15 protein-coding genes are annotated in these 14676 nt (G+C 73.1%); 11 read left to right on the forward strand and 4 right to left on the reverse strand.

Going from position 1 to position 14676, the window contains the following annotated elements; genetic code table 11:
- The first annotated feature begins 66 nt into the window (after positions 1–66).
- Positions 67–840, forward strand: coding sequence for an inositol monophosphatase family protein (locus ACFKCF_RS23410; protein WP_394496629.1), 774 nt, complete (start codon positions 67–69; stop codon positions 838–840).
- Positions 841–845: 5 nt separating this feature from the next.
- On the opposite strand, the gene ACFKCF_RS23415 is transcribed toward ACFKCF_RS23410, so the two are convergent.
- From ACFKCF_RS23415 to ACFKCF_RS23425, 3 genes are all read right to left on the reverse strand, one after another.
- The gene (locus tag ACFKCF_RS23415; protein ID WP_394496630.1) at positions 846–1553 is read right to left on the reverse strand and encodes an HAD family hydrolase; all 708 of its coding nucleotides are present in this window, start codon (positions 1551–1553) and stop codon (positions 846–848) included.
- Positions 1554–1578: 25 nt separating this feature from the next.
- Positions 1579–2199, reverse strand: a complete 621-nt coding sequence (locus ACFKCF_RS23420; RefSeq protein ID WP_394496632.1) for a hypothetical protein — start codon at positions 2197–2199, stop codon at positions 1579–1581.
- A gap of 229 nt (positions 2200–2428) precedes the next feature.
- Entirely contained in the window at positions 2429–3082 is a 654-nt protein-coding gene (locus ACFKCF_RS23425; protein ID WP_394496634.1) for a GntR family transcriptional regulator, read from the reverse strand.
- 55 nt (positions 3083–3137) lie between these two features.
- Here ACFKCF_RS23425 and ACFKCF_RS23430 point away from each other — a divergent pair, with 55 nt between their 5' ends.
- Entirely contained in the window at positions 3138–4358 is a 1221-nt protein-coding gene (locus ACFKCF_RS23430; RefSeq protein WP_394496636.1) for a CaiB/BaiF CoA transferase family protein, read from the forward strand.
- Complete coding sequence (locus ACFKCF_RS23435; protein ID WP_394496638.1) at positions 4355–5179, forward strand: HpcH/HpaI aldolase/citrate lyase family protein; 825 nt, start codon at positions 4355–4357, stop codon at positions 5177–5179. The genes ACFKCF_RS23430 and ACFKCF_RS23435 overlap by 4 nt, the downstream gene beginning before the upstream one ends.
- Here ACFKCF_RS23435 and ACFKCF_RS23440 read toward each other — a convergent pair.
- On the reverse strand, positions 5176–5811 hold the full coding sequence (locus tag ACFKCF_RS23440) for a TetR/AcrR family transcriptional regulator (protein WP_394496639.1): 636 nt from the start codon (positions 5809–5811) through the stop codon (positions 5176–5178). The genes ACFKCF_RS23435 and ACFKCF_RS23440 overlap by 4 nt on opposite strands.
- Positions 5812–5930: 119 nt before the next feature.
- On the opposite strand from ACFKCF_RS23440, the gene ACFKCF_RS23445 reads away from it, so the two are divergent.
- The 8 genes from ACFKCF_RS23445 (at position 5931) to ACFKCF_RS23480 (ending at position 14675) form a co-directional block, all read left to right on the forward strand.
- The gene (locus ACFKCF_RS23445; RefSeq protein ID WP_394496641.1) at positions 5931–6911 is read left to right on the forward strand and encodes a sugar ABC transporter substrate-binding protein; all 981 of its coding nucleotides are present in this window, start codon (positions 5931–5933) and stop codon (positions 6909–6911) included.
- Positions 6908–7939, forward strand: coding sequence for an ABC transporter permease (locus ACFKCF_RS23450; protein ID WP_394496643.1), 1032 nt, complete (start codon positions 6908–6910; stop codon positions 7937–7939). The genes ACFKCF_RS23445 and ACFKCF_RS23450 overlap by 4 nt, the downstream gene beginning before the upstream one ends.
- Positions 7936–8691, forward strand: a complete 756-nt coding sequence (locus tag ACFKCF_RS23455) for an ATP-binding cassette domain-containing protein (RefSeq protein ID WP_394496644.1) — start codon at positions 7936–7938, stop codon at positions 8689–8691. Before ACFKCF_RS23450 ends, ACFKCF_RS23455 begins: the two co-directional genes overlap by 4 nt.
- Before the next feature lie 102 nt (positions 8692–8793).
- Entirely contained in the window at positions 8794–9750 is a 957-nt protein-coding gene (locus ACFKCF_RS23460) for an alpha/beta hydrolase (protein ID WP_394496646.1), read from the forward strand.
- Positions 9751–9918: 168 nt separating this feature from the next.
- On the forward strand, positions 9919–11226 hold the full coding sequence (locus ACFKCF_RS23465; protein WP_394496648.1) for an MFS transporter: 1308 nt from the start codon (positions 9919–9921) through the stop codon (positions 11224–11226).
- Complete coding sequence (locus ACFKCF_RS23470) at positions 11223–12143, forward strand: hypothetical protein (protein ID WP_394496650.1); 921 nt, start codon at positions 11223–11225, stop codon at positions 12141–12143. Before ACFKCF_RS23465 ends, ACFKCF_RS23470 begins: the two co-directional genes overlap by 4 nt.
- A gap of 19 nt (positions 12144–12162) precedes the next feature.
- A complete protein-coding gene (locus ACFKCF_RS23475; protein WP_394496652.1) occupies positions 12163–13191 on the forward strand; it encodes a DUF917 domain-containing protein in 1029 nt (342 codons plus the stop codon).
- Positions 13188–14675 carry a PucR family transcriptional regulator gene (locus ACFKCF_RS23480; protein WP_394496653.1) on the forward strand — a complete coding sequence of 496 codons (1488 nt, stop codon included), beginning with the start codon at positions 13188–13190 and terminating at the stop codon, positions 14673–14675. The genes ACFKCF_RS23475 and ACFKCF_RS23480 overlap by 4 nt, the downstream gene beginning before the upstream one ends.
- The last annotated feature ends 1 nt before the right edge of the window (position 14676 follow it).

Below are 14676 nucleotides of genomic sequence, written 5' to 3' on the forward strand. Positions count from 1 at the left end.
AACTGAGAGCGGGTGAAGTGGGCATAGAGGGTCATGATGCCCTTTTCCCCTGCTTCTGGAGTGAAGATGGATGTGACGCACCTGCTGGACATCGCCACCGAGGCGGCCCGAGCCGTCGGGCCCCGGCTGCGCAAGGCCTTCAGGTCCCGGCCCGAGGTGTCCACCAAACGCGACTTCCACGACCCGGTGACCGAGCACGACCGCGCCGCCGAGGAGACCATCCGCGCGGTCATCACCGCTCGCGTGCCCGAAAGCGTGATCGTCGGTGAGGAGGGCGGCACCACGGGCTCCGGCGACCTCGCCTGGTACATCGATCCCATCGACGGCACCGCCAACTTCGCCGCCGGACTGCCGTTCTTCTGCGTCTCCATCGCCGTCGCCGCGCGCGGCGAACTGGTCGCCGGCGTGGTCTACGACCCCGTGCGCGAGGACGAGTTCAGCGCCTCCACCGAGGGCGCCTGGTGCAACGGCACGCCGCTGAAGAGCGCGGGAGCCACCAGAGACCGGGAGGCGATGCTGCTGTCGAGCTATCCGACGCCCGCGGACCTGGAGGCGGACGGCGAGGAGGCGCTGCGCCGCTACGGCCGGTTCCTGGAGTCCTTCTCGGCCGTGCGCAAGCCGGGCAGCGCCGCGCTCAAGCTCGCGCACGTCGCCGCCGGCTGGTCGGACGCCGCCTACGGCACCCGCGCCCACCCCTGGGACGTGGCGGCGGGGGCGCTGCTGGTGCGACAGGCGGGCGGCGTCTACCTCGGCGACCCGCTGGCACAGGGGTCCTACCTGGCGCATGTGGGCGGCTTCGACCTGGAGGGCTCGGTGCTGGCCGAGCTGGCGCCCCGGTAGTGGCGCTAGCGGAGCAGCAGTCGCGGGAGCTCGGTCAGTGAGGTGATGCGCGGGAAGCCGGCGGGTGGCGGCTCGACCCCGAGCCGGTCGAGCCAGACCGAGCGCATCCCGGTCGCCGCCGGCCCCGTCACGTCCTTTTCGACGTCGTCGCCCACCAGCAGCACCTGCTCCGGAGCCAGCCCGAGCGCCCCGGCGGCGCCGGTGTAGGAGGCGGGTGACGGCTTGAAGTGGCCGCCCAGCACCTCGCCCGTCAGCACCGGTCCGACCAGGTCGGCCAGCCCGATCGCGCGGACCTTCGCCTCCTGCATCAGCTGCCCGCCGTTCGTCAGCACCCCGAGCGCGAACCCGCCCAGCTCCGCCACCGCCCCCGCCGCGTCCGGGTAGGCGGTCCAGCCCTGCCGGTAGCGTTCGGCGAAGTCGGCGTAGGCCGAGTCGAGGTCGCCGGGCGCCGGCACGGCCAGCTCCAGGCAGAGCGCGCTCAGGCGGCGGCGCCGCTGCTCCTGCACGGTGCACTCGCCCGCCTGCCACATCGCCAGGTGCGGCCCCTCCAGGGCGGCCCAGAGCGCGGGCACCTCGTCCAGGCGCGGGTGGCCGGGGGAGTACGCCGTCATCCAGGCCGTGATCGCGGCGTCGGCGGCGCCGCGGTGGTCGAGCAGGGTGCCGTCCAGGTCGAACAGGACACCTTTGACGCCCGGCACGGGTCTCGCGGTCACAGCGTGGCTCCGGTGGTGAGTGCGGTCACGACAGGGCCGCGGCGGCGATGCGGGCGGCGGTCTCCCGTGGAGGGTATCCGAGGGTGAGGCCGCGGACCGACAGCGGCGCCTGGGCGAAGCGGCCCTCGCCGTTCTCGCTGAGGATGTAGCGCAGCGCGGGGGAGTGGCCGCGGTGCGCCTCCAGCGCCGCCACCTCGCGCTCGGCCAGCTCGGGCGGCAGCGCGCCGCGGTAGTCGGAGATCAGCGCGTCCAGGTCGAACAGCTGCGCGTAGCGCTCCGCCGTGCCCGCCACGACCCTGATCAGCCCGCCGGCCGGCTCCGCGTGGTAGACCAGGCCGGTGCCGCCGCTCTTGGCGAACCAGCGCAGCGCCTCGGCCGCGGGCAGCGTGAACGCCCCGTACGGCTTGCGCCCGTACAGCAGGGCGTCGGCGATCCACCGGTCGCACCACAGCTCGTCGTGGTACGGCGACGGGCAGTCCGGGTCCACCGCCAGCCCCTGGGCCAGCACCGGGTTCCAGGCCGAAACCAGCGGGCTGCTGAACCGCGGCATGCGCGGCCCGCTCCAGTGGCTGAGCGCGTAGCCGTACCAGATGGTGACGACCTCGACCTGCCGGTCGGGGAGGGGCCGCTCGTAGGTGCCGTTCATGATCTGGCCGCCGTCGGGATGTCGCCAGGGACCCGGGACGATGCCTGCGCCAGTCGGGACGGGAGGGGTCCGGTAGTCGGGATGCAGTATCCACGCGTCCGCCACAGTCCCTGCCCCCTCAGGCGCCAGACCACTTGAGTGGCCATCGTGCAACAGCTGTAATCGAGTTGCAATAGAGCAGGGCCGAACGCTGATTTTTGTCATCGGCGACCGTGACGTACGTATTTGGTCAGTGCTGTTGCCGGTAATCCCCGGCCTGGCGCACGTGGTCGATCATGATGCGTTCCGCGGTCTCGGCGTCGCCGGACGCCAGCGCGGCCAGGATGCCCTCGTGCGCCTCGAGCTGGGTCCGCACCTGGGCCGCGTCCAGCCACAGCGACGCCTCGGCGGGCACCGGGAAGCTGTTGCGCACCGACCTGGCGTGCGCGCCCAGGAAGGCCGGTCCGCCGATGTCCACGATGCGCAGGTGGAATCGCCGGCTCTGCTCCCCGAGCCGGTCGTGCCTGCCGTGCGCGGCGTCCTCGGTCATCGACGCGTGCAGCTCGCGCAGGCCGGCCAGCTCCTCCGGGGTGATCCTGCCCGCCGCCAGGCGCGCGCCCAGGCCCTCGACCACCGCGCGCAGGCCGTAGTACTCGACCAGGGCCTCGTCGCCCAGGTCCACGACGGTCGCGCCGTGATGCGCCTCGTAGCTGATCAGCCGGTCCTTCTCCAGCCGGCGCAGCGCCTCGCGCACAGGGGTGACCGACACGCCCAGGCGGCGGGCCACCTCTCCTGCCCGCAGCGCCGTGCCGCCCGGGATCCGCGCGGTGCGGATCTCGTCGAGCAGCACGCTGTAGACGTACTCGGCCTTGCTCATCGGCGGCCGCGGCTCCGTAGGCGACATGTCACCATTTTTCTGTAGATTGACCTATGACATATTTCTTATAAGTTACATACCTATGACGAGCCTCGCCGACCTGCGGGTCATCGACGCGGCGACCCTGTTCGCCGGTCCCTCCGCCGCGATGATGCTGGGCGACTTCGGCGCCGACGTGATCAAGATCGAGCACCCCCGGCGCGGCGACCCCTCGCGCGGGCACGGCGCGTCCGTGCCCCGGAAACAGGCCGGCGCCGATGGGCAGGCGGACGGCGTGGGGCTGTGGTGGAAGACGCTCGCGCGCAACAAGCGCACCGCGGCCGTGGACCTGTCGCGGGCCGAGGGCCAGGAGATCCTGCGCCGCCTGGCCGAGCGCTCCGACGTGCTGATCGAGAACTTCCGCCCCGGCACCCTCGAACGCTGGAACCTCGCCCCCGAAGACCTGCTCGAGCTCAACCCGCGGCTGATCGTGGCGCGGATGACCGGGTTCGGGCAGTTCGGGCCGATGGCCAAGCAGCCGGGGTTCGGGACGCTGGCCGAGGCCATGAGCGGGTTCGCGGCCATGACCGGGCAGCCCGACGGGCCGCCCACGCTGCCGCCGCTGGCCCTCGCCGACGGCATCGCGGGCCTGGCCATGTCGTACGCGATCATGGTGGCCCTCCGTGCCAGGGAGCAGAGCGGGCGAGGGCAGGTCATCGACCTGGCGATCATCGAGCCGATCCTGGGCATCCTGGGGCCGCAGATGACGGCGTACAAGGCGCTGGGCGTCGTGCCGCGCCGCACCGGCAACCGCTCCAGCAGCAACGCGCCGCGCAACACCTACCGCACCCGTGACGGGCGATGGCTGGCCATCTCCACCAGCGCCCAGCCGGTCGCCGAGCGGGTGGTCACCCTGGTGGGACGGCCCGACCTGGTGGAGCAGCCGTGGTTCGCCAGCGGGAGCGGGCGCGTGCAGCACGTGGACGAGCTGGACGAGGCCGTCGCGTCCTGGATCGCCGAGCGGGACGCCGACGAGGTCATCGCCCGCTTCGAGGAGGCGCAGGCCGCGGTCGCGCCCATCTACGACGTCTCCGACATCGCCGAGGACCCGCAGTACGCGGCGCTGAAGACGTTCGTGGAGGTGCCGGACGAGGAGCTCGGCTCGGTCACCCTGCAGAACGTCCTGTTCCGCCTGTCGGACACGCCCGGCGAGATCCGCTGGCCGGGACGGCGGCTCGGGCGCGACACCGACGAGGTGCTCGCGGAGCTCGACTACTCCGGCGAGGCGATCGCCGCCCTGCGCGAAGAGGGCGTGATCGCGTGAACGTCACCTGGCTGTACGTGCCCGGCGACCGGCCCGAGCGCTTCGACAAGGCCGTCGCCTCCGGGGCGGACGTCGTCATCATCGACCTCGAGGACGCGGTCGTGCCCGCCCGCAAGGACGAGGCCCGCGCCAACGCCGTCGCCTACCTGCGCGCCCGCCGGGACGCCGAGGGGGAGACGCGGGTGCACGTGCGGGTCAACGACCTGGCCACCGGGCGCGGGCTGGCCGACCTCGAAGCCGTCGGGGAGCTGGCCGACGCCGTGCGGCTGCCCAAGGTCGAGTCCGTGGCCGTGCTCGACGCGATCGCCGGCGCGCCGGCGTACGCGCTGCTGGAGTCGGCGGCCGGGATCGTCGCGGCGCGCGAGATCGCGGCGCACCCGAAGGTCGCCGGCGTCGCGCTCGGCGAGCAGGACCTGGCCGCCGAGCTGGCCATCACCGACGAGCGGGCCATGGACCACCTGCGGCTGCAGGTGGTGCCCGCCGCGGCGGCGGCCGGCCTGCCCCCGGTGCCCATGGCCGTTTACCCCCACGTCAAGGACGAGGCCGGCCTCCTGGCCTCCTGCCTGGCGGGCCGCGGGCTCGGCATGTTCGGCAGGACCGCCATCCACCCCCGCCAGATCCCCGTGATCAGGCGGGCGTTCCGCCCCTCGGAGGAGGAGGCGGCCAGGGCCGCGGAGATCGTCGAAGCGGCCGAGCAGGCCGAGCGAGCGGGCCTCGGCGCGGTCGCGCTGCCCGACGGCCGCTTCGTGGACGCCCCCGTCGTCGCCCGGGCCCGCCGCACCGTGGCGCTGGCCCAGCGCCTGGCCGGCCCGGAGGACTAGGACGGGTACCAGCGCACCGACAGCTCCTCGTCCACGGGGGCGGGGCCCGGCAGCTCCCGGCGCGCCGGCGGCATCCGCAGCGAGTCCATCACGAGCGCCAGGTAGCGGTGGCGCAGCTGCGCGGTGCGCTCCTCGTCGCCGAGCTTGATCGAGGCCAGCTGCTCGAACAGCAGGGCGATGTCCGCCGTGGTCACGTCCGGGCGCAGCACGCCGGCCTCCACCGCGCGGCGGTGCGCCTCGGTGGCCAGGGACGAGGCCCGGACCGCGTCGCGGCCCAGCTCCTCGGTCGGCGTGAACGTGCCCGCCAGCTTGATCGTCAGGGAGTTGGTGTCGGCGTCCACGATGCCGCGCATGTAGGCGGCGAAGGCCTCCCACGGGTCGCCTCCCTGGGCCAGCGACCGCTCGGTTATCTCGATGTAGAGCTTGAGGCCGTCGCCGCACAGCTTCTGCAGCAGTGCCTCCTTGCTGGGGTAGCGGCGGTAAAGCGCGCTGATCCCGACGCCCGCCTTCTCGGCCACGGCCGCGATGGGGGCGCCGGGGTCGGCGGTGAAGACCGACCGGGCCGCCAGCAGGATCAGCTCGTCGTTGCGGGCGGCCTGCGCTTTGCGGCCACTCATGGGTGCGCTCGTCATACCCTCCAGTATATCGGAACGTAAGGTTCCGTTCTACTGTGGAAAAAGTCCGCATGTCTATACATAGAAATGATATTGAGGTACAACCAGGGCGAGCCCGTTGGTCTTGGAGGTGTCCTATGAGACGTACCCCGATCGTGCTGGCCCTGCTGGGCGCGCTCGCCGTGACCGGATGCTCCTCCGGAGGGCAGAGCGCGCAGAGCGCTCCTGCCGCGAGCTCCGCCGCCGCCCCGGCCGCCGCGAGCGCCAGCTTCGCCGTCATCACCCACGCAGGCGCCGGCGACTCCTTCTGGGACGTGGTCAAGAACGGCGCCGAGGCCGCGGGCAAGCAGTACGGCGTGAAGGTCACCTACCAGGGCGACGGTGACCCCGCCAAGCAGTCGCAGCTCATCGACCAGGCCGTCTCGGAGAAGGTGGACGGCATCGTGGTCTCCATGGCCAACCCCGACGCTCTCAAGGAGGCCATCGGCAAGGCCGTCGCGGCGAAGATCCCGGTGGTCACCATCAACTCGGGCGCCGACTCCTCCAAGGCGTTCGGCGCCATCACCCACGTCGGGCAGTCGGAGGACGTGGCCGGGCGCGGCGCGGGCGAGCAGCTCAAGGCCGCCGGCGTCACCAAGCTGCTGTGCGTCATCCACGAGGCCGGCAACGTGGGCCTCGACCAGCGCTGCAAGGGCGCCGAGCAGACGCTGGGCGGCACGGTCGAGCGGCTGCAGGTCGACGTGAGCAACCTGGCCGACGTCACCTCCAAGGTCACCGCCAAGCTGCAGTCGGACAAGCAGGTCAACGGCGTGCTCGCGCTCAACCCGGCCGTCGCGATCGCCGCCAGGGACGCCATCAAGGACTCGGGCTCGCCGGCCAAGCTGGCCACGTTCGACCTGTCGGGCGACGTGGTGAGCGCGATCAAGGACGGGGAGATCCTGTTCGCCGTGGACCAGCAGCAGTACCTGCAGGGCTACCTGCCGATCACGTTCCTCAACCTGTACAAGAGCAACCTCAACACCGTCGGCGGCGGCCTGCCCGTCAACACCGGGCCGGGCTTCGTGACCAAGGACAACGCCGAGCAGGTGGCCAAGCTGGCCGAGGCGGGCACTCGATGACCCTGGCGGCCGACGAGCGGGTCGCCGACGTCGGGCTGGCCCGCCGGCTGCTGATCCGGCCCGAGCTGGGCGCGGTGGTCGGGCTGGTCGTGGTGTTCGTGTTCTTCGCCTCCCAGTCGCCGGTGTTCCGGTCCCTGGACGGCATCGCGAACTGGCTCGACCCGGCCGCCACGCTCGGCATCATGGCCGTCGCGGTCGCGCTGCTCATGATCGGCGGCGAGTTCGACCTGTCGGCCGGCGTGCTGACCGGCACGAGCGGGCTGATCCTCGTCACGCTGGCCACCCGCTACGGGTTCAGCGTGTGGGCGGCGATGCTCGTCGGGCTGGTCGTGGCGCTGGCCATCGGGTTCGCCAACGGCCTGGTCGTCACCAGGACCAAGCTGCCCAGCTTCATCGTCACGCTGGGCACGTTCCTCATGCTGCAGGGCCTCAACCTCGGCGTCACCAAGGCCATCACCGGGACGGTGCAGGTCAGCGGCCTGCGCCGGGCCTCCGGCTTCGAGGCCGCGAACGCGATCCTCGCCGGGACGATCCAGATCGGCGGAACCTCGTTCCGGGTGGCGATCCTGTGGTGGATCCTGGTGACCGCCGTGGCCACCTGGGTCCTCATGCGCTCCAGGGCCGGAAACTGGATCTTCGCGGTGGGCGGCAACGAGCAGGCCGCCCGCGCGGTCGGCGTGGCCGCCGCCCGGACGAAGATCGCGCTGTTCATGACGACGGCGTTCGCCGCGTGGCTGGTCGGCTCGATCCTCGCGCTGCGCTACACCTCCGTGCAGGCCAACATCGGCATCGGCCAGGAGTTCATCTACATCATCGCCGCCGTCATCGGCGGCTGCCTGCTCACCGGCGGGTACGGCTCCGCGATCGGGGCCGCGATCGGCGCGGTCATCTTCGGCATGGCCGACAAGGGGATCGTGTTCCTGGGCTGGAACGCCGACTGGTTCAAGTTCTTCCTGGGCGCGATGCTGCTGCTGGCGACGCTGGCCAACCGCCTGGTCAGGCGGTACGCCGAGGAGGTGAAGCATTGATTCTGGAGACCAGGGGCATCGGCAAGACGTTCGGGTCGGTGCTGGCGCTGCGCGAGGTGTCGATGGGCGTGCGGGCCGGCCAGGTGACCTGCGTGCTCGGCGACAACGGCGCCGGCAAGTCCACGCTCATCAAGATCCTCGCCGGGGTGCACCAGCACGACGTCGGCACGCTGCTGGTGGACGGGCAGGAGGTGCGCTTCGCCAGCCCCCGCGACGCGCTCGACCGCGGCATCGCGACCGTCTACCAGGACCTGGCGATGATCCCGCTCATGTCGGTCTGGCGGAACTTCTTCCTCGGCTCGGAGCCGAAGAAGGGCCTGGCCTTCGACGTGGCCAAGGCCAGGAAGGTCGCCCGCGAGGAGCTGCGGGCCATGGGCATCGACATCCGCGACGTGGACCAGCCCGTCGGCACGCTGTCCGGCGGCGAGCGGCAGTCGGTGGCCATCGCCCGGGCCGTCTACTTCGGCGCCCGCGTCCTCATCCTCGACGAGCCCACCTCCGCGCTGGGGGTCAAGCAGGCAGGAGTGGTGCTGCGTTACATCGCCAGGGCCCGCGACCGGGGGCTCGGCGTGGTCTTCATCACCCACAACCCCCACCACGCCTACCCGGTGGGCGACCGGTTCCTGCTGCTCAACCGGGGCGCCAGCCTGGGCGAGTACGGCAAGGCCGACATCACCACGCAGGAGCTGACCGCGCTCATGGCGGGTGGCGCGGAGCTGGAGGAGCTGGCGCACGAGCTCCAGCGGGAGTGACCCGTTTTGGGGGGAATTTGACGATTTTGGGCGGTGGGCTGGAGGTGCGAATAGGCACAAATCTCTCGGCGTGACATTCACCGGGGGGTCATCGTGACCACAATGATCAAGCGGGTCGTCCTGGAGCCGGCGGCGCAGGAGTTCGCCGACGCCACCGCCCGGCGCCCGTTCATCTACGAGCTGCCGCCGGAGGAGGGTCGCGAGGCGCTGGAGCGGCTCCAATCCGGCCCGGACGTGCCCAGGCCGGAGATCGACGAGGAGTGGATCCAGGTCCAGGGCGGTCCCACGGGCCTGGTGCCGGTCCGGATCGTCAAGCCCAAGGGCGCCACGGGGACCATGCCCGTCATCTTCTACATCCACGGCGCCGGCTGGGTGTTCGGCTCCGCCCACACCCACGACCGGCTGGTGCGGGAGCTGTCCGTGCGCTGTGGCGCCGCCGTCGTCTTCCCGGAGTACGACCGCGCTCCCGAGGCGAAGTACCCCACGCAGATCCAGCAGAACTACGTCGCGGCCCGCTGGGTGTCGGAGCACGGCAAGGAGAAGGACCTGGACCCGACGCGGATGGCGGTGTGCGGGGACTCGGTCGGCGGCAACATGGCGACCGTGCTGACCATGATGGCCCGCAAGCTCAATTTCGTGCGGCTGCGCGGGCAGTGCCTGTTCTACCCGGTCACGGACGCGAGCTTCGACACCGAGTCGTACCGGCAGTTCGCCTCGGGCTACTACCTCAACCGCGACGGCATGAAGTGGTTCTGGGACCAGTACACCCCCGAGCCCTCCCAGCGGGCCGAGAGTCACGCCTCGCCGCTGCGGGCCCGCTCGGAGGAGTTGCGCGGCATGCCGCCCGCGCTGATCATCACGGGCGAGGCGGACGTGCTGCGCGACGAGGGCGAGCTGTACGGGGCCCGGCTGCGCGAGCTGGGCAACGACGTGACGGTGGTGCGGATGGCCGGCATCGTGCACGACTTCGTCATGCTCGACAAGCTGCGCGACACCAACGCCTGCAAGACGGCCATGACACTGGCCACGAACATGCTGCGGCGGTGGATCGAGTCTTGATCTACGCGCCCGCGGCGGTTCCCCCGGGGCCCTTATTACGCCGCCCGCCCCTGACGCAGGGCGGGCCGCACAGATCGTGCGGCCCGCCAGTGCGGCGTGCACAGGGCCGCCGGACGAGGGCGGCTTTATGGTGCGGCCATATTCAGCGCCCCCCTCCGAGGAGCTTCCATGACCGCCGTCGACTCCCGAACGATCCCCATCGGCGCGGCATTCGATCGGATGCCGTTCACCCGCAGGCACGTGCTCATCGCGCTCGCGCTGTTCATCGCGTTCGTCATCGAGTCGTGGGAGCAGCTCGCCCTCGTCTACGTCTCCGGCGACCTCGGCACCGCCTTCGGGATCGACGAGGCGGGGGTCGGGGTCGTGCTGTCGGCGGTCGCCTTCGGCATGATCCCCGGCGTGCTGGTGTGGGGGCCGGTGGCCGACCGCGTCGGGCGCAAGCCGGTCGCGTTCTGGTCGCTGCTGGCGTACGGCGTGATCGCGCTCGCCTCGGCGTTCGCGCCGAACATGGCGGTGCTGGTGACGCTGCGGGTGGCCTCCGGGCTGGCGCTGGCCGGGGTCTACACCATCACCTTCCCCTACTTCCTGGAGCTGCTGCCGACCCGCTCGCGCGGGCGGGCGGCGGTCTACCTGTCGATCGGGTGGCCGATCGGCATGCTGGCCGCGATCGGGGCGTCGATGACGCTGGGCGGCCTCGGCTGGCACGTCGTGGTGATCGCCAGCGCGGCGGCGGGACTGTGGGCGTTCGCGATCCGGGCGTGGGTGCCGGAGTCGCCGTACTGGCTGGCCGCCCGGGGCCGCCAGGAGGAGGCGCGCGCGGTGCTGCGCACGCTGAGCAGCCCCGACGCCGAAGCCAGGTTCACGGTGGCTAGCGAGCGGGTGGGACGGCCGCTCGACCTGTTCCGCGGCGGGCTCGCCCGGATCACCGTGGTCATGCTGCTGCTGAACTTCGTCTTCAACTGGGGCTACTGGGGCCTGCAGACGTGGCTGCCGACGCTGCTGCAGCAGAAGGGGCTGACGCTGTCGGCCTCGCTCGGCTTCGCGGCGCTGAGCGCGCTGATGATGATCCCCGGGTACGTGAGCGCCTCGCTGCTGACCGGCCGGTTCGGCCGCAAGAAGGTCTTCCTCGTCTACGTCGTGGCGGCGGTGCTCGGCGGGCTCTGGTTCGCCACCGCCTCCTCGACCACCGGCCTGTACCTCGGCAACTTCGTGCTGTCGTTCTTCAGCCTCGGCGCCTGGGGCGTCTGGAACACCTGGAACGGCGAGTTCTACCCGACCGCCCTGCGCGGCACCGGCTACTCGTGGGCCACGGCCGCGCAGCTCGTGGCCACCACGGTGGCGCCGTCGGCGGTGGGGGCGCTGCTGGCCCACGCCACCGGGTTCACCGCTACCATGCTGATCATCAACGCGTTCATGGTGGCCACGGCGCTGCTGGCCGTGCCGCTGCCGGAGACCGAAGGACGCGAGCTGGAGTGATCCTCGGCGTCGCCCTCGTACGGCCGTCGCCGGTGCTGGTGGCCGTCAGGGACGGCGCGCCCGAGTGGCCGGTGAGCCGCGCCGCCGCCCGCGCGGCGGCGCGGGCCTGCGTGGCCGTGGACCTGGGCGACGTGCCCACCGCCGCCGTGGCGGCGATCCGGGTGGGCGGGCCGTGCCCCGAGGCGCTGCGCCCGCGCGTCGGCTCCGGGACGGCCACGATCGTGCGCGGCGGCCACAGCCTCACCGGGCGCGTGCTGGCGCCGCTGGACACCGAGGCGGCCCGGCGCTTCGCCGCCACGTGCGGGCTGACCGATTTCGCGGTGACCGCGACAGGCTCGCCCATGCTGGCCGACCACGAGCTGGCCGTGGCGGCGATCATCGCGGCCGAGGTGCCGCAGGCGCGGATCACGCTGTCGTACGAGTTCGGGCATCCTGGGCTGCGCGAGCGCGAGGAGGCCACGATCCGCAACGCGGCGCTCGGCCCCGAGGCCGGGCGGATCGCCGACGAGGCGGCCCGGGAGCTGCCGGGGGTGCCGGTGTTCTTCGCCAGGTCGGGCGGCGGGCTGGTGTCGGCCCACTACTTCCGGCGCTACCCGCTGGCCTGCGACCTGGGCGGGACGGCGAGCCTGGCACGCGGGCGGGTGGTGCTCCCCGGCGTGCCCGAGGAGGTGGCGGCGGCGTACGGGGCCGCGATCGGGCGGCCGGAGGCGCAGGTGGAGCGGATCGTGCAGGCGCGGGGGCGGGCGGAGCTGGACCGGGTGCTCCAGGACGCCAGGGACGAGGCGCTCACCCGCGTGGTCAGCGCGGGCGCCCTGCCCGGCTCGGCCAGGATCGCCGAGACGACCGTGAACCCGCTGTCGTACCTGCCGGACGGGCTCTACCGGGTGCGGGTGAAGGCCGAGGGGACGATGCCATGAGCCGGGGGGAGGCGGGGCCGTGGTGATCGACGAGGGCGGGCTCGAGCGGCTGTCGGCCGGGGCGAGGATGTTCGCGACCGGGGCGGCGGAGTCGGCGCACACCCTCACCCTCGACTGGGCGGGCTCGCTGATCGGGCCGGGCGTCGAGCTGGTGACGGCCGAGGAGCTGGCGCCGGACACGTTGTGCGTCGCGGTCAGCCTGGTCGGATCCACGACCGCGCTGGGGGAGCAGCTGCCGAGGGGCGACGAGCCCGCCCGTGCCGTGCGGGCGCTGGAGCGCAGGCTGGGGGAGCGGGCCGGGGCCGTGGTCGCGCTCAACCTGGCCGCCGAGAACGCCCTCGTCCCGCTCATCGCGGCGGCCCAGCTGGGGGTGCCGCTGGTGGACGGCGACGGCACGGGGCGGGTGTTCCCGCTGCTGGAGCAGACGACGTACGCGCTGGGCGGGATGAGCCCGGCGCCCGTGGCGCTGGCGGGCGGATCGGGCGAGCTGGTGCTGCTGGAGACGGCCGGCGACCGGGTGGAGGAGCTGATGCGCCCCGTGGTGCTGTCGGTCGGCGGGTGGGCGGTGGCGGCCTGCTACCCGATGTCGGCCGGCGACCTGGCGCGGGTGCTCGTGCCCGGGACGGTGAGCCTGCTGCTGCGGGCGGGCGAGCCCGGGGCGCCCCGCTCGGCCGCGGCGCCGTTCGGCGTGCGGACCCTGTGCACGGGGCGGATCCTGGCGGTGGAGGGCAGCACCGGGCACGGCGCCGACGTGTCGCTCCCGTCGCTGCCGTCGAGCATCGTGGTGCAGGAGACGGAGGGGCTGCGCCGGCTGGTACGGCTGGAGGCCCACAACGAGATCGTGCTCGCGCTGGCCGACGGGGCCGCGGTGGCGATGACGCCGGACCAGATCTGCATGATCTCCACGGCCGACGGGATGGTCGTGGACGTCGACAAGGCGGTGCCCGGCCTGGAGGTGGACGTCATGGTCGTGAAGGCCGCACCGGTGTGGCACACGGATCGCGGGCAGAGGCTGGGCGGGCTGCACGCGTTCGGGATCCCGCTGTGACGGGGCCGCGCGCGGGGTGGGAGGCGCCGGTCACGGTGGCCGAGCTGGTCAACGCCGGGCCCCTGGCCGGGGCCAGGATGTACGGCTCGGGCGAGAACCCCGTGCACCAGGTGCGGATCGTGGACGAGCTGTCGGTGTTCGCGGCGGTGGCGCCGCACACGGCGGTGGTCCTGATCGGGACGGCGGCCAGCGGCGGGTGGGCGGTCGAGATGGCCACCCGCCGGGCGTGGGAACAGGCGGCGGCGTGCGTGATCGCCCCGGCGGGCGGGCTGAGCGAGGGCTCCGGCGAGGTGCTGGCGGAACGGCTCGGCGTCACGCTGATCTTCGTGGACGAGGATCCGCTGATCGTCGCGGTCCGGGTCGCCTCGGCGGCCGCCCGGCCGGAGGCGGCCCGTACCCAGCTCGTGGCCCGCTGCGCCACGCGCCTGGCCGAAGCGGGGCCCTCCGCCCGGCGCGTGCTGGGCGTCCTGAACGCCGAGCTGCCCGGCACCTCGGTCACCCTCATCGACCGGTACGGCCGTCACCTGGCCGGCGCCCGCGCCGTTCGCCCGGGCACGGAGGCCCAGGGAGCCGACGGCGGGGGGCCGGGGGCGCGGTGGTCGGCCGAGGTGGAGGTGCCCGATCTGGACGGCGGCGTGCTGGGCACGCTCGTGGCCGGCGGGTCGTCCCGGTCGCCCGGCTGGCCGGCGGCCGTGCGTACAGTGCTGAGGCTGGCGGTGGCCCCGCTGACCGCCTGGGCCGCGCAGGAGCGGCTGCGCGCCTCCCGCGACTTCGCCCTCCGGCGCGCCCTCGCCGAACGCCTGCTCGCCGACGCCCAGCGGGAGCCCCGGGAGCCGGAGGAGGGCGGGGCGAGGACGGAGGCGATCGCGCTGGGCTGGCCCGTCGAGGGTGCGCTGACCGCCTACCAGGTCCGGCCGACGGCGGAGGCGGGCGACGCCGCGCTGGCCGCGACGCTCATCGCCGCGGCCGTGGGCCAGGTGCCCGTGCTGCCGCGCGGCGAGGGCTGGGCGGGATGGTCGGCGCTGGACCCCGGCGAGCTGGCCGAACGCCTCCATCGCTGCCTGCTGACGATGCCCTGGCCGTGCGCCGCCGGGGTGGGCGCGCCCGTGGAGGGCCTGCGGTCGGTGGGGGAGTCGCTGCTGGGAGCCGAGGCGGCGGCGTTCGTGGCGGGACCGGGCACGGCCGCGCGAGCGGATCGGATGGGCCCCGCCGAGCTGCTGGGCGCGCTGCCCACCGGCGTCCTGCGCACCCCGGCCACCGTCGTCCTGCGGCCGCTGCTGGCGATCGACAAGGACGGCACGCTGCTGGAGACGCTGGCCGCGGTCCTGGACGCGGGCGGCGCGCTGAAGGCGGCCGAACGGCTGGGCGTGCACCGCAACACGATCACGACCCGCCTGGAGCGCATCAAGTCCGCGGGCTTCGACCTGGACGACGCCGCCACCCGCCTGGCCCTGCAACTCGCCTGCCACGTCCTGCTCCGCTGAG

Origin of the sequence: Nonomuraea sp. JJY05 (assembly GCF_043496855.1) — a bacterium.
GTDB lineage: Bacteria > Actinomycetota > Actinomycetes > Streptosporangiales > Streptosporangiaceae > Nonomuraea.

Bases quoted from the DNA above. Each gene is read 5' to 3' on its own strand.
- ACFKCF_RS23410 (WP_394496629.1), top strand. From the start codon at position 67: ATGGATGTGACGCACCTGCTGGACATCGCCACCGAGGCGGCCCGAGCC.
- ACFKCF_RS23420 (WP_394496632.1), bottom strand. From the start codon at position 2,199: ATGAACGGCACCTACGAGCGGCCCCTCCCCGACCGGCAGGTCGAGGTC.
- ACFKCF_RS23425 (WP_394496634.1), bottom strand. From the start codon at position 3,082: ATGTCGCCTACGGAGCCGCGGCCGCCGATGAGCAAGGCCGAGTACGTC.
- ACFKCF_RS23430 (WP_394496636.1), top strand. From the start codon at position 3,138: ATGACGAGCCTCGCCGACCTGCGGGTCATCGACGCGGCGACCCTGTTC.
- ACFKCF_RS23440 (WP_394496639.1), bottom strand. From the start codon at position 5,811: ATGACGAGCGCACCCATGAGTGGCCGCAAAGCGCAGGCCGCCCGCAAC.
- ACFKCF_RS23445 (WP_394496641.1), top strand. From the start codon at position 5,931: ATGAGACGTACCCCGATCGTGCTGGCCCTGCTGGGCGCGCTCGCCGTG.
- ACFKCF_RS23450 (WP_394496643.1), top strand. From the start codon at position 6,908: ATGACCCTGGCGGCCGACGAGCGGGTCGCCGACGTCGGGCTGGCCCGC.
- ACFKCF_RS23460 (WP_394496646.1), top strand. From the start codon at position 8,794: ATGATCAAGCGGGTCGTCCTGGAGCCGGCGGCGCAGGAGTTCGCCGAC.
- ACFKCF_RS23465 (WP_394496648.1), top strand. From the start codon at position 9,919: ATGACCGCCGTCGACTCCCGAACGATCCCCATCGGCGCGGCATTCGAT.